The sequence below is a fragment of the Candidatus Zixiibacteriota bacterium genome, from assembly GCA_016933955.1.
Lineage (GTDB): Bacteria > Zixibacteria > MSB-5A5 > GN15 > PGXB01 > JAFGTT01.
Genome location: JAFGTT010000024.1, coordinates 57,651 through 72,071 on the forward strand (window position 1 = coordinate 57,651; position 14,421 = coordinate 72,071).

The window sequence follows — 14,421 nt, forward strand, 5'->3', positions numbered from 1 at the left end:
ATTACATTCCAAGTGTTTCTTTTAATTTCTGGAAAAAGGATTTGTCCGATTCCGGAGGCATAAAAGTCTGGGATTTTTCCAGGCATTCCAGATGGTTACGATCCTCGGCCGATAATTGGGTCGGGGTCCAGATATGAACTCTGACCATTTGATCGCCATGCCCGTTCGAATTTAAATGAGGGAGCCCTTTTCCCTTAAGACGGAAGACCTTTCCGGTCTGCGTCCCTTGCGGGATTTTCAGCATGTGGTTCTCATTCAGAGTGGGAATAGAGACCTCCCCCCCAAGTGCCGCCGCGGTAAATGAGATGGGAATTTCGCAAATGATATTATCGCCCTGACGGGTAAAATGAGCATGCTCTTTTTCTTCAAAAACAACAATCAAATCACCGGGGACTCCCCTGCCCCTGGCGGCATTACCCTTTCCCTCAAGCGTCATATAATTACCCGAAGAAACTCCCGGCGGGACCTTTACCCTGATACTGGAGACTGTCTGAACCCGTCCTTCTCCCCGACAGGCCTGACAGGGATTGGTGATAATTTCTCCTGCCCCCCGGCATCGCGGACAGGTCCTGACCTGTTGAATTGTTCCCAGAAAAGTCTTGGATATAGTACGAATCTGCCCCGCCCCGCGGCAATCGGGACAGGTCTGTTTCGAGGCCCCGGCGGCTACTCCGCTGCCTCCGCAATCGGTACATTCCTCATATCGTTTGACTTTCAGCTTCTTTTCCACGCCAGTGGCAATTTCTTCCAGAGTAAGAGCAATCCGGGCGCGTAAATCTTCACCGCGATTATAGGCCTCGCGTTGTCGCCGCCCGCCGCCGAAAAACTCATCAAAACCGAACCCGAATCCCCCGAAATCACGCATGAATGCCCGCAAGGCATCGCTCAGGGCGAACCCGCCAAAATCGAACCCACCACCACCGAAGCCGCCCGCACCGGACAGACCGGCATGGCCGAATTGATCATAGGTCTGGCGTTTCCGGCCATCCTTGAGAACCTCGTAGGCTTCGGTGGCCTCCTTGAATTTCTCCTCGGCCGTGCTGTCGCCGGGATTTCGATCAGGATGATATTTTAAAGCCAGTTTACGATAGGCTGATTTTATTTCATCTTCCGAGGCCCCGCGGCCAACACCCAGAATTTCATAATAGTCGCGTCTTGCCATTAATGTATTACTTTATCATATTGCTGTAATCGCTTATTATAAAATTACTTGTCGTCCTTCTCATCCACAACCTCAAAATCGGCATCGACCGCCCCGTCATCCTTTCCACTCCCCTCAGAATCGGCCTGGGTTGGTTCCGATTCCGGTTGAGGGCCACCCTGTTCCGGGCCGGGGCCACCGGGCTGTGAGGCGGTTTGTTTGTATATCTCCTCGGCCAGTTTGTGCGACGCCTGCATCAATTCCTCTTTGGCCTGATTGATATTCTCAGCGGAATCGGAGGTCAGGAGACCTTTGAGTTTTTCAATTTTCTCGTTAATCGTTTTCTTTTCTTGTTCGCTGATTTTATCTCCGTAATCTTTCAATGACTTTTCGGTAGTGTATATCAATTGATCGGCCTCATTGCGGGCTTTGATGATTGCTTCCTTGGTCTTATCATCCTCGGCATGCAGTTCGGCATCTTTGACCATTTTATCAATCTCCTGCTCCGACAGCCCCGAGGATGACTGTATCCTGATGGACTGCTCTTTACCTGTCCCCAGATCTTTAGCTGAAACATGAACGATACCGTTGGCATCAATATCAAACGACACCTCGATTTGAGGTATTCCCCGGGGAGCCGGCGGAATCCCCACCAGATCAAAACGGCCCAGAGTCCGGTTATCGACAGCCAGTTGCCGCTCTCCCTGAAGAACATGAATACTGACCGCCGGTTGATTATCCGAGGCCGTGGAGAAAATCTGACTCTTACGGGTTGGAATAGTCGTATTGCGGTCAATCAATTTGGTCATGACTCCGCCCAGGGTTTCAATCCCCAGCGAGAGCGGCGTCACATCAAGCAAAACCACATCCTTCATATCCCCGGAAAGAACTCCGGCCTGAATAGCGGCCCCGACCGCCACCACCTCATCAGGATTGACTCCTTTATGCGGCTCTTTTCCAAACAATTCTTTTACGATATCATGAACCTTGGGCATTCGAGTCTGGCCACCAACCAGAATAACTTCGTCGATTTCCGAGGCCGATAATTTGGCGTCTTCCAAGGCCTTGCGGCAGGGGCCGATGGTTCGCTGAAGAAGATCATCGGTCAGTTGTTCCAGTTTGGCCCGGCTGAGGGTCAAGTCAAGATGTTTGGGTCCGTTCTGGTCGGCCGTGATGAAGGGTAAATTGATATTGGTCTGCATGGTTCCGGAAAGCTCGCATTTCGCTTTTTCGGCGGCCTCTTTCAGTCGTTGCAAAGCCATTCGATCCTGGCGCAGATCAATCCCATTGCTCTTTTTGAACTCATCAGCCATCCAGTCAATAATCCGTTGATCGAAATCATCCCCCCCCAGATGCCCGTCACCGTTGGTGGAACGGACTTCAAAAACCCCGTCACCCAGCTCCAGAATGGAAATATCGAAAGTCCCGCCTCCGAGATCATAAACGGCTATTTTCTCGTTCTTCTTCTTTTGAAGGCCATAGGCCAGCGATGCCGCGGTTGGTTCGTTTATTATCCGCAACACCTCCAGTCCGGCAATCCGGCCAGCATCCTTGGTGGCCTGGCGCTGCGAATCATTGAAATATGCCGGGACCGTAATGACTGCCTGTTTGACTTCGGTCCCGAGATAGTCCTCGGCGCTCTTTTTCAAAGACTGGAGAATCATGGCCGAAATCTGCGGCGGGGCATAACGCTGGTCGCCTATAATAACCACTACTTCACCCTTTTCATCCGCTGCAACCTTATAGGGAACGATCTTTTCCTCGCTGCCGACTTCATGATGGCGGCGTCCCATAAACCGTTTGATGGAAAATACGGTTGATTCCGGGTTGGTTACGGCCTGTCTTTTGGCGGCCGAACCGACCAGTCGTTCACCGCTTTTGGTAAAGGCCACAATTGAAGGAGTCGTCCGCCCGCCTTCCTGGTTGGGTATAACCACCGGATCATTTCCCTCAAGAACAGCCACACACGAATTGGTTGTCCCCAGATCGATACCAATAACCTTGCCCATTTTTTATCTCCTTTATTCCACACTCAAATTATCATTATTTGTTATTCTATATCTCAATTAGAATCAGAATCGCTATTATTTGTCTTATCCCCGGTTCCACGGCTTACCACTACCCGCGAATAGCGGATTACCCGCCCATTGAGTCTGTATCCCCGGGCGATTTCCTGGGCCACGACACCCTCAGGATATTCATCGGAATCGATCTGAAGCATGGCCTCGTGTAGATCCGGATTAAAGGGCTGCCCGACAGCGTCGATAGGCGTCAATCCGGCTTTTTCCATAATACCATAAAGACTGGTATAAATCATTTCTGTCCCGGCCAACAGGGCCTTAAAATCGGCCGATTCCGAAGCCGCCTTCAGCGCCCGCTCAAAATTGTCAATGACTTCGAGTAATTCCGAAATCAAGTTTTCATTGGCCTGTTTCGTGAGCTCGGCATATTGTCGGGCCATTCGTTTCTTATAATTATCGAATTCAGCCGCCAGCCGCAAATACCGATCCTCGAGTGCATTGATTTTCAGTTCATATTCGGCTTTGAGCTTTTCGGTATCCTGTTCGACAACGGCCCCGGTTTTATTTCCCCGGATATTCTCATCAGAAACCGGGGATTCGAGCTTTGAATTTTCTGAATCTACGGCAGGATTTTTCTGATCATCCGTATCCGGCGCAGTTTGAGATTCCTTTTTATCCCTGATCTCCACTTCGATTTTATTCCCTTTATCGGATTTATTTCCCATTTATCCCTCACGATTCGGACAATGATTTGGTCAATGATTTAGCGGTCATCTCCACAATTGAAATCAGCCGTGAATATGGCATACGAGTCGGACCGATAATTCCAATAATCCCGGATAATTTACCGGCCTGGTATGATGAGGTAACTACTGAGCAATTCTGGACCTGATCCAGCGAATTTTCACTCCCGATAGTGATAACAATACCTTCACCGAACACCTTTGATTCCAGCAACTCCTTGAGGGCTTGCTTTTCCTCAAGGAAACTGACAAACTCCGTGAGTTTATCCCGATCGGCGAACTCCGGCTGGGATATCAAATTGTTGGTTCCGGTGATAAAAATTCCCTGGCCCGATTCATTTGTCCAGATGTCTATCTCCGGGTCGATAAAAAGTTTGATCAGTCTCGGCGAGCAGGCCGTATCGGACAGGTGTTCATTGATTGTCTTCCGGATATGGCCCAGAGACAATCCGGCCAGCCTTTCATTTAAGATATTTTGCATCTGAATCAGGTCGGCAGAATTGATATCCGATTCGACCTCCATCAGAATCGATCTGGCCAGACCGGATTCTATGGTCAGAACAATCAAAATCTTACCGTCGGCCACCGGGATAATATCGATCCGATCAAGTTTCCCTTCTTCGAAAGTCGGGGCCAACCCGATTCCAAGCTGGCTGGTTATCTCCCCCAGAACCTTGCTGGCTTGAGCAAGAACAGCATCAATACCCTTGTTGCCTTTCTTAATAATATTGGCAATCTTGATTTCTTCTTCTGAAGTCAGCGGTTCCTGCTTGAGAAGCATATCCACAAAAACCCGATACCCACTGTCGGTCGGAATCCGCCCAGCTGAGGTATGCGGCTGGTGAATCAATCCCATCTCCTCCAGATCCTGCATGGTATTGCGAATAGTGGCCGGGGATAAACCCATACGGTACTTATTGGCAATAATCCGCGATCCAACCGGATCGGCGGTTTTAATATAGTGGTCAATCAGGTTCTGGAGAACCTGTTTTTCTCTATCTGTCAGGTTTTCAAAGGCCATCTTACTTTTTATTATACAATAACTTAATTCAAAAGTTTGGCAATCTCCTCGTAAGAGTGCTAAACATTGTACATAATTTTACTCTTTAGTCAAGGAATAATTTACGTAATAATCCGGTTAGACTGATAACGAAAATTTTGATTTAAACCGAAAACCGGTTCATGGCTGTGATTGTTTGGTGGAATCCCGCGTTGTATTATCATCCGGGACTTTATCATCAGGAGGCGTTTTATCGGTCGCAGGTACCGTTTTGCGCTTACTTTCCACCCGGTCATCGATTCCATTGTTATTCTTGTCAACGAAATCGTTATAGTCTCTTGGATTTTCCTGAAGGGATTGTTGGTTTATGACCCGGTTCGATGGCTGATTGGTCGACTGGCTGTCATCCTTGTTTTCGACCATCACTTTCGGATCGGGATTCTTTTTGACCTTTTTGGAACTGGTCTTATCCACACCAAAAGCAATTCCGCTGAACACCAGAGAAAGGATCAAAACATTTATCAATATTTTCTTCATACTGCTATTCCTGTCAAATAATTTAAATAATATATCGACCGGGTCAACTTAAAACTTGTCCTTATTTCCCTTTCTTGTATGCTCCTCCTCTTGAACCGGAGGACTGGGTTTTCATGGAACCGGCCGAGGAAGTCGACCCTGATGATGAGGTCGACTTACTCCTATAATCGGGACTGTCGGATGATTTCGATGAACCACTCGAACCGCCTGAAGATTTACTCCGGGTGGATGATGATGACGGCTTGGAATCGCCGGATTTATTCACCTTATCCGACTGCCTGGAATTGGAGGATTCACCTGATTTCGAGGAACTGCCGGAGGATTTACTGCGGGTGGTTTTATTATCGATATAGTCTGATCCTGATTTGCTTCCCGATCTCGTTTTGTAATCGGTTGATCGGGTATTCCTATCGGCATCATTGCCACTTTTGGATTTACCGCTTCCGCGATAACTCGAACCGGTTTTATCCGATGAAACTTTGGCCGAGGTAGAATAGCCGTCATATTTCGACCTGACCGTTTTCTCTTCGGCAATTTTATAGCGGCTGCCGGGGACGGACTGGCTCACGATCGGTTGCTGGGTTTTCTTCATCGTCACCTGTTTTTCATAATCAGGATAACCATTTTTCGCCGGATTGAGATACCCCTGTTTCTGAACCTCTTTAAATCGCGACTTCACGGTCGAAGTGGTCTTAATTAAAGTTTCGTCCAGGACTATCGATTTCCTACGGGTGACATCGACCCGGTCTTCCCAGCAATAACCATAATGGTCATAGATTGTGACATAGTGCCACCCATAATAGATTCTGGGAATGAATAGAGGTGCCACTCCCCAGTAAACACCATCGATATAAATAGTGGCTCCGAAGGGGTAATCGATATACATGGCGCCATAGAATCCCCAATCCCAGAAGGGACGGTTCCAGTAGTCATAATGGTAATTATGTTCATAGATATGAACCGGTCGGAAATAGTAATCATGCCACTCCTTGACCACAAATGACGTTACATCAAAGGCCCGCCGGCAGTTATGGTCACAACTGAAGTAAGTGGCGTTGATATAATCCATAAAATCATAAGGGTCATCATCGCAAACCAGGTCCGATCCATTATACCAATCGGGAATTATAATCGGGTCACGCGAGGCCACAATCTGAATGAATTCCATGCCATCCGGTCCCTGAACCGTCAGATCATAATCATCATAATGGCTTGGAATAGTATAGATACGCTCCTTCTCAACATATAGTTCGTGCCATCTTTCGGTCGGGTAAAGAAGATTTACCCGGCCTCGGGTATCAATATTATAAACGGCAACATAGCAATCTTCGTTGGTGCGGAAAGAAATCGTAATATTATCGCCCTGGTAATATTCGTCATCGTCGGTCCACACCTCGGCATTAAGGAATCGGTCATACTTGATATAACTGGCGTAATCGACCTCCCGTTCATAGGGAATTATCTCGCCCCCGACCGCCGGAACTGCCAGAGCAAGCGCCAGGGTCAGAGTTGCCATTTTCGTTATCATACTTTTCATTTTAATCACCTGCTTTATTTAAAATTAATAGATCATGCCCATTATTTTATAATAGTGCCATTAATGGTCCTTTTCAGATAATTATCATCGTGTTGCGGGCGGGCCAGTTCTGGATTACCCTCGGCCGTCTGGTAGGCCCACTGGAATTGAACTCCGGCCGCACCGACAAAATTGTATGCCCGCAACTTGGCAAAATGGTTATCCCTGGTCCAGATAATGTAGGTATGCCCTTCAATGACTTCTGTCCAGCCCACGGCCGACCAGCCGCCATCAGGGGCATAACCGATTTCATCGAAATCATAGGTATACCCGACATCCTGAATATCTGTCGTGACATCGGTTACATATAAGAAAAAGGTCTCAAGATTGTCATCGTATTCGAGATAAACATCGGCATTGTCATCATTGTAATCCAGAGTTGTCTCCTCCGAAAAATCGTAACCGGCATCTTCCGGCATTTGATGAAAATCAGCCATAAAAAGATTGGTCCCTTCCGGCCGGGGGGTGTCAAATACGGTTTCATAGGATAAGGCCGATTCCTGACCTGCCCGATCGACAGCGGATACGGCATAATAATAGGTTGTTCCGTTTTCCACATCGGTATCGATATAATATTCATCATCGGTGGTTGCCATTAGTTCATAGACGTCATCGTCGGGACTCCACCAGACCCGATAATAATCCAGATCATCATCCTGGACCGGCAACCAGTAGATATAAACGGCATTATCGCCCGTTATCGAATAAACGCCCTGGGGAACCGCCGGGGTATTATCGATGTAACGAACAGTCTCGTCATCACAGCCCGTTAATATCACGGCTGAGAGTATTATTATGGAAGTTAGCAGTCTTTTCATATTGAATCTCCTTTTTCACCTGCTAAAACAATAATCAAAGATCATGCCAATTAGCTTATTCTATTGCTACACAACATGTTGGCGCTGTTATATGATTGAGCCGTAAATCGACCGGGCACAAAAAATGGTCATTCCCGAAATTTCATGCACCCTTTTGATCAAATTGAGAGAGATTATACTCTTTGATTTTTGTACGGAGGGTATTTCTGTGAATTCCAAGGACATCAGCCGTTTTGCCGATATTCCAATCCATACGATCCAATATTTTTCTGATATGATCCTTTTCGATATCGGCTATTTTTTCAAATTGGCCGGTGGATTGCGGCGAATCAATCCTTAGACCCGGCAATTCATTCGTGCTTATCACCTCATGCCGGGATAAAACCACCGCCCTCTCAATTACATTTTGTAATTCCCGAACATTCCCCGGCCAGTTATAGGAAACCAGGGCTGAAGCGGCTTCGGGGCTGAATCCTTTAATATCCTTGCCCAGTTTGCGCGAGAAGTCTCCCAGGAATTTTTCAGCCAGCAGAAAAATATCGCCCGGGCGTTCGATCAAAGGCGGCATTTTAATAATAACCACACTTAGGCGAAAATAAAGATCATCGCGAAATTTGCCCTGATCCATCAACTGGTCAAGTTCCTTGTTGGTTGCCGCTATCAGCCGAACATCCAGCGACAGGCTGGTTTCACTGCCCAGTCTCTCCACCTTTCGATCTTCAAGAACACGGAGTAGCTTGGCCTGCATTGTCAGGGGCATATCCCCGATCTCATCGAGAAACACCGTCCCGCCATCGGCCAATTCAAACTTCCCGGGTTTACGCCTGTCAGCCCCGGTAAAAGCGCCTTTTTCGAATCCAAAAAGCTCGGATTCAAGAAGATTTTCCGGGATGGCGGCGCAATTCACGGCCACAAAGCGATTTTCCTTCCGGGGCGAGAGTGAATGAATCGCGTGCGCCGCCAGTTCTTTTCCGGTCCCCGACGGACCCGTAATAAGAACTGTGGAATCACCCGGAGCGGCCAAATTTATCAAATCCAGCACATCTTTCATGGCTTTTGATTTGCCGATTAATTCCCCCGATCCGAATCGCTCCCGAACGGTGTCATTCAGCAATTTATGTTCGACCACCAGCCGATGCTGCTCGGCCGCCTTATTTAAATTCAGCAATAATTCTTCGAGTTCAACCGGCTTGGTCTGATAATGAAAAGCTCCTTTTTTCATGGCTTCAACAGCCGTCTCAACCGAACCAAAGGCCGTCAATACGATAATCTGGATAAAAGGATTTATCTCCCTGAGACGTTCAATCAATTCGATTCCATCCATACCGGGCATTTTCATATCCACCACCGCAACCGGTGAAAAAAAGGATTTATAGGCCTCAAGAGCCTCTTCCCCCGAAGCCGCCTGGCTTATTTTGTAGCCTTTTTTTTCCAGATACCCGGCCAGCATCTGTCTTTGCCCGATTTCATCATCGACCAGCAATAGTTTTACCCTATCCATAGAAAGCAAAATATCAGAAGTCCGGCAAATTGACAACAAAAAACCCCTTCAAAATCCAAGGGGTCTTTTTCAGTTTTATCAAAAATGATTTCGTTATTCCGAGCCAAAGAAGGCCGTTACACCGCCTCTTATTTCGACATAATTCAGATTTTCATTAATCGTACTGATAAATCCGCGATAGTCCGCCTCGGTTCCATCAGTAAAATCATTACGATAGCCGGCCTCGAGGAAAATCGCTCCATAATCGGAAGTGTAATACATCAATCCCAGATATCCTCCGAGACTGAGAGCAGGATCATAAGATTGCTCTCTCAGACGATTGAGATCTTCGGTCACCCAGGTCGGGAATTTGGTCCAGACGGCACCGCAGGTCAATTTGACATAGGGTTCAAAGTTGGACTCGCCGACAATGGCATATTTTACATAGGCTCCGAAATTATACATCTGGAATTTGCGATCCCAGGTTCCCTCCGATGGCGGTTCTTCCATTTTCATCCGGCTATAGTCAAAATAGATGCCGACACACATGGAATTCGTCACGTAATAGCCGCCGAAAGTGCCAATATTATAACCAACCTTGGCACCCAGGGAATCATTCCAATCGGAAAGCTCCCCCATCGGCAAAGTCAAACCGGCATCCATGGCAACTTCAAAATTCCGCCATTTTTCCTCGTCTTCAGCATGCCCCAAAATGGCTATTGACAGCAATATAATCACAGTCAAAATGATGAGCTTTTTTGAACTATTCATTAAATGTCCCTCATCGTTTATCAAATAAATTACTTTACTTCACCACCATACCAATTTCGGCCGGAACTGGTATTCCTAATTCGCATAGCCAAATCAGTTTGTGAATTAAGCAATAATATGACGTTTTGTCAACAGATTTGTATAATTCTTTTTACAATATGAAAGGCTAAACATGCCCTAAATTGACTACCGATACATACATATCCGTCGTTGGCTTTATCGACAGGTGGCACAATCGAGAGATAAAAATATTGCCCGAATATCCTATACAATTAAAAATATAATGGACAAAACGGCAATACCCCACATGATTGGCCGGATATCTTCAAATTTCAGCGAAAATATTTTTAGAACGGTAAAAGAAATAAATCCAAATGCCAGTCCGGTACTGATGCTGTAGCTTAGTGCAATCATAACAATAATAATAAAGGCCGGGAAAGCTTCATCCATTCCCGTGAAATCGATTTTTGTCACCTCTTTCATCATAAATAATCCGACCAATACCAGGGCCGGGCCGGTGGCAAATGACGGCACCATGCCAATAACCGGGATAAAAAACAGGCCGGTCAGAAACATCAATCCAGTCACTACAGCTGTCAGTCCGGTCTTTCCCCCCTGCTCGATTCCGGCCCCCGATTCAATATAGGCAGTTGTGGTTGATGTCCCCAGAAGAGCTCCCATCATGGTCGCCACCGCGTCAATTCCCAATAGTCGATCGATTCTCCGGATATTTCCGTCATCATCGACCAAACCCGCTTTGTAGCTGCAGGCCACAATGGTACCGATACTGTCAAACATATCCATAAACATCAGGGCAAAAATAGTCCCCATCAGGCTGCCTTTTAGCGCCCCAATAATATCCAGTTGAAATGCAACCGGAGTGATATCAATATTGAAGGAAATCCATTCCTCCGGGAAATCAACATAGCCGAAAGCCAATCCCAGAGTCGTGCTGAGCATCATTCCCAGAATCAAAGATCCCTTTATTTTCATACTTTCGAGAATAACCATTACCAGCAGACCCGCCAGACCGATTAATACTGTCGGGGTAAGATCCCCGGCGGATACCAGGGTGGCCTTATTGTCGACAATTAATCCCATATTTGTAAGACCGATGAAGGTGATAAAAAGCCCGATTCCGACTGATATGGCATAAATAAGAGAACGCGGGATTGCTTCAACCAGCCTTTTTCTGATACCGATCAGGGTCAGAATGAAAAAAAATAATCCCGAAAGGAAAACAATTCCCAGGGCCGTTTGCCAGTGGACTTTTTCACCGAGGACAATTGAGTATGCAAAAAAGGCATTAAGACCCATTCCCGGAGCCATTGCAATCGGGCTGTTCGCCACCAATCCGGTCATTATAGTGGCGATGGCGGTTATCAAACAGGTTACCGCAATTAGCGAGTTTTTATCCATCCCGGTTACGGAGAGAATATCCGGATTGACAAACATTATATAGGCCATGGTCAAAAAAGTGGTCAGGCCGGCAATAATTTCTGTCCTGGTATTATAATCCTGATTGTCTGTCATGTTTCTATCCCCGGAATTCCGATTAAAGAATAAATAGACTTTTTATTTATTCAAGCCAATATTTAAATTCTGAGGAGTAATCTTGCAATCAGGTGGATTTTGCGGTCAAAATAAAAGCCCGTCTGATAACGGGCTTTTGGGAAAACAATCCAATAGACTATTATTCTTTACTTTTCTTAATCTCGTCAATAACCTTTTCGGTCACCTCCCGCGGGACCTCATCATAATGAGAAAAATCCCTTAGATAAAACCCCTGCCCGGAAGTCATGGACCTGAGATCAACCGAGTAGTTATAAAGCTCCGCCTGCGGTACGGTGGCTCGTATTTTGGTATAACGACCCTCCGGATCCATACCGGCAATCTTGCCCCGGCGTGATGATAAATCTCCCATAACATCACCGGTAAAATCCTCGGGAACCAGAATTTCGACTTTGTCTATGGGCTCCAGCAAGATCGGGGTGCATTTCAAAAAGCCTTCCTTGAAGGCCATTGAAGACGCGATCTTGAAAGCCATATCCGATGAGTCAACGGCGTGATAGGAGCCATAAAAAACAGCCACCTTGACATCAACCACCGGCGATCCGGTCAGACCGCCTTCCTGCATGGCCTCGATGATGCCTTTTTCCACCGAGGGGACATATTTGCTGGGAATAACTCCGCCTTTGATCTCGTCCAGAAACACAAAACCTGAGCCGCGCTCATTGGGCTCCAGACGCAGATGCACATCGCCATATTGCCCCCGGCCACCGCTTTGTTTTTTGTATCGGTGCTGGATTTCGATTTTCCCCTTGATGGTTTCGCGATAGGCAATTCGGGGTTTGAATGTCTCCACCTCAACACCATATCTTTTCTGCAACTTGCTCAGCAATATTTCCGCATGAGTCGAGCCCTGAGTCAGCAAAACAGTTTGTTTCAAAGCCGGGTCAATTTCAATCTTGAAAGTCGGGTCCTCATCCCTTATTTTCTGCAGTCCGGTCGATAGTTTCTCCTCATCTCCTTTGGCCTTCGGCTTAATGCCAATATCCATGACCGGTACCGGGAATTCCACCGGCGGCATAACCAGACTGCGGTCTTTCTTGCCCAGGGTATCACCACTCCGGGTGGATTTTAATTTCACCAGAGCCCCGATATCACCGGCATTAACGGTCTCAATATCCTTTCGCTCCTTACCCGTAATCGATAAAATCTGACCGATTCTTTCGGAGGCGCTCTGCGTATGATTATAAATATCCATTCCCTGCGAAACCTTGCCCGATATCACCTTAAATAAAGCTATTTCACCCACATGAGCCTCGGCCACGGTTTTAAATACAAAGGCTATTGGATCGCCCGATGACGCAACACTAACGCTTTCGATTTCCTCCTTGGCACCTTTCAGCATGTTTAATGGCGGCAGCATATTCGAAGAAGGAAGATACTCCGCAACAAAATCCATCATGGTCTGGACACCGGAATTAGAATCCGCGGAACCAAATAAAATCGGGTAAATCGTTTGTTTGACTATGGCCTTTTTCATCCCGTCAACTATCTCGGCGGCGGACAATTCGCCCTGGTCGAAAAACTTCTCCAGCAGGGCATCATCCGATTCAGCCACCGATTCCATCAGTTTCTGACGGCCTTTTTCAGCGGCGTCTTTCAGGTCGCCGGGAATATCACCCACGATTTCCCTGCCCTTGTCGTCGAAGGTAATCCCCTTCATTTTGACCAGATCAACCACGCCTTTATATGTCAAACCTTCACCAATTGGTAATTGAACCGGGATGGCCTTAAGACCATAGCGTTCCTGTAACTGATTAACCAGATCAGCCGCTTTGACATGTTCTTTTTCGATTTTATTGATAAAAAAGAGCCTTGGCAGATTGAATTTCTTGACATATCGATATTGAATTTCCGTGCCAACCTCAATTCCGGCAGTGGCATTGATAACCATAATCGCGACATCCGAAATATTAAGCCCGGCAATCAATTCGCCGATGAAATCGGCATGACCCGGCAGATCCAGGACATTGATTTTGACATCCTTCCACGGACAGGCCAATATTGAAAGGCCGATTGAGCTTTTCCGATTGATTTCTTCTTCGGTATAATCTGACAGCGATGTGCCATCATCAACTTTTCCAAGCCGATTGGTAATGCCGGATGAGTAAGCGATAGCGTCAGCTAAACTGGTTTTTCCACATCCCCGCTGGCCAATAAGAGAAATATTTCTAACATGGTCGGTATCAAAAACCTTCACCGGGATATCCTCCTCTGCAAGTATAATTTTTTCTATAAGCGTGTAAGTATACCTCGACCCGTCCCTTTTGTCAAATTCTTTATCATAATTTTTACCGCGCTTCGGGACCATTCTGGCTTGCTCGGCAACAGAGAATATGGCTTACATTTTCCGGATCAAACATCGTTGAAATTATCATCCATCTGTTTTCAATTGTGAATATAATCACAAAGTCTACTTGCCAGCCATATCACCGGGAATCCTGTTTCAACACATGAATGTGATATTATTCACAATCTCTATGGGCCCGGCCACGGCTGTTTTTATATTTGTCATCTTATCCTTGCGGCTGTTTTGTAGTATCCATATTTGCCCACCCAGATTCTTTTCTATGCTTCCCCGTTCCCCGAAAAATCATATTGAGAACTGGTTTTTTACCCAAAACGCAATATTTTTTAACAGCCGGAACTTATGAATTTACTATGCTTCCATCTCCCCTTTTCATTACTACATACAGTCGTATTTTAGTTTATGATCAAGAAAGTTCTTGACATGAGAGGGATAATTGTTATTTTGTGAGTGTCCA

11 protein-coding genes are annotated in these 14,421 nt (G+C 46.5%); all 11 read right to left on the reverse strand.

Annotated elements, in window-relative coordinates:
• Position 1: 1 nt before the first annotated feature.
• Positions 2-1,162, reverse strand: coding sequence for a molecular chaperone DnaJ (gene dnaJ / locus JXQ28_08260; GenBank protein MBN2277722.1), 1,161 nt, complete (start codon positions 1,160-1,162; stop codon positions 2-4).
• Positions 1,163-1,206: 44 nt separating this feature from the next.
• Positions 1,207-3,150, reverse strand: coding sequence for a molecular chaperone DnaK (gene dnaK, locus JXQ28_08265; GenBank protein MBN2277723.1), 1,944 nt, complete (start codon positions 3,148-3,150; stop codon positions 1,207-1,209).
• A 53-nt stretch (positions 3,151-3,203) separates the two neighbouring features.
• Complete coding sequence (grpE, locus tag JXQ28_08270) at positions 3,204-3,887, reverse strand: nucleotide exchange factor GrpE (GenBank protein MBN2277724.1); 684 nt, start codon at positions 3,885-3,887, stop codon at positions 3,204-3,206.
• A 7-nt stretch (positions 3,888-3,894) separates the two neighbouring features.
• Entirely contained in the window at positions 3,895-4,926 is a 1,032-nt protein-coding gene (gene hrcA / locus JXQ28_08275) for a heat-inducible transcription repressor HrcA (GenBank protein ID MBN2277725.1), read from the reverse strand.
• Positions 4,927-5,085: 159 nt separating this feature from the next.
• Positions 5,086-5,442: a hypothetical protein gene (locus tag JXQ28_08280; GenBank protein ID MBN2277726.1), complete on the reverse strand. Its 357-nt coding sequence runs from the start codon at positions 5,440-5,442 to the stop codon at positions 5,086-5,088.
• A 61-nt stretch (positions 5,443-5,503) separates the two neighbouring features.
• Positions 5,504-6,979: a DUF4384 domain-containing protein gene (locus tag JXQ28_08285; protein MBN2277727.1), complete on the reverse strand. Its 1,476-nt coding sequence runs from the start codon at positions 6,977-6,979 to the stop codon at positions 5,504-5,506.
• 41 nt (positions 6,980-7,020) lie between these two features.
• The gene (locus tag JXQ28_08290; GenBank protein MBN2277728.1) at positions 7,021-7,836 is read right to left on the reverse strand and encodes a fibronectin type III domain-containing protein; all 816 of its coding nucleotides are present in this window, start codon (positions 7,834-7,836) and stop codon (positions 7,021-7,023) included.
• A 142-nt stretch (positions 7,837-7,978) separates the two neighbouring features.
• The gene (locus JXQ28_08295; GenBank protein ID MBN2277729.1) at positions 7,979-9,337 is read right to left on the reverse strand and encodes a sigma-54-dependent Fis family transcriptional regulator; all 1,359 of its coding nucleotides are present in this window, start codon (positions 9,335-9,337) and stop codon (positions 7,979-7,981) included.
• Positions 9,338-9,430: 93 nt separating this feature from the next.
• On the reverse strand, positions 9,431-10,087 hold the full coding sequence (locus tag JXQ28_08300) for a hypothetical protein (GenBank protein MBN2277730.1): 657 nt from the start codon (positions 10,085-10,087) through the stop codon (positions 9,431-9,433).
• Positions 10,088-10,351: 264 nt separating this feature from the next.
• Complete coding sequence (locus JXQ28_08305) at positions 10,352-11,620, reverse strand: NCS2 family permease (protein MBN2277731.1); 1,269 nt, start codon at positions 11,618-11,620, stop codon at positions 10,352-10,354.
• Between the two features lie 160 nt (positions 11,621-11,780).
• Positions 11,781-13,856, reverse strand: coding sequence for an elongation factor G (gene fusA, locus JXQ28_08310; protein MBN2277732.1), 2,076 nt, complete (start codon positions 13,854-13,856; stop codon positions 11,781-11,783).
• Positions 13,857-14,421: the final 565 nt, after the last annotated feature.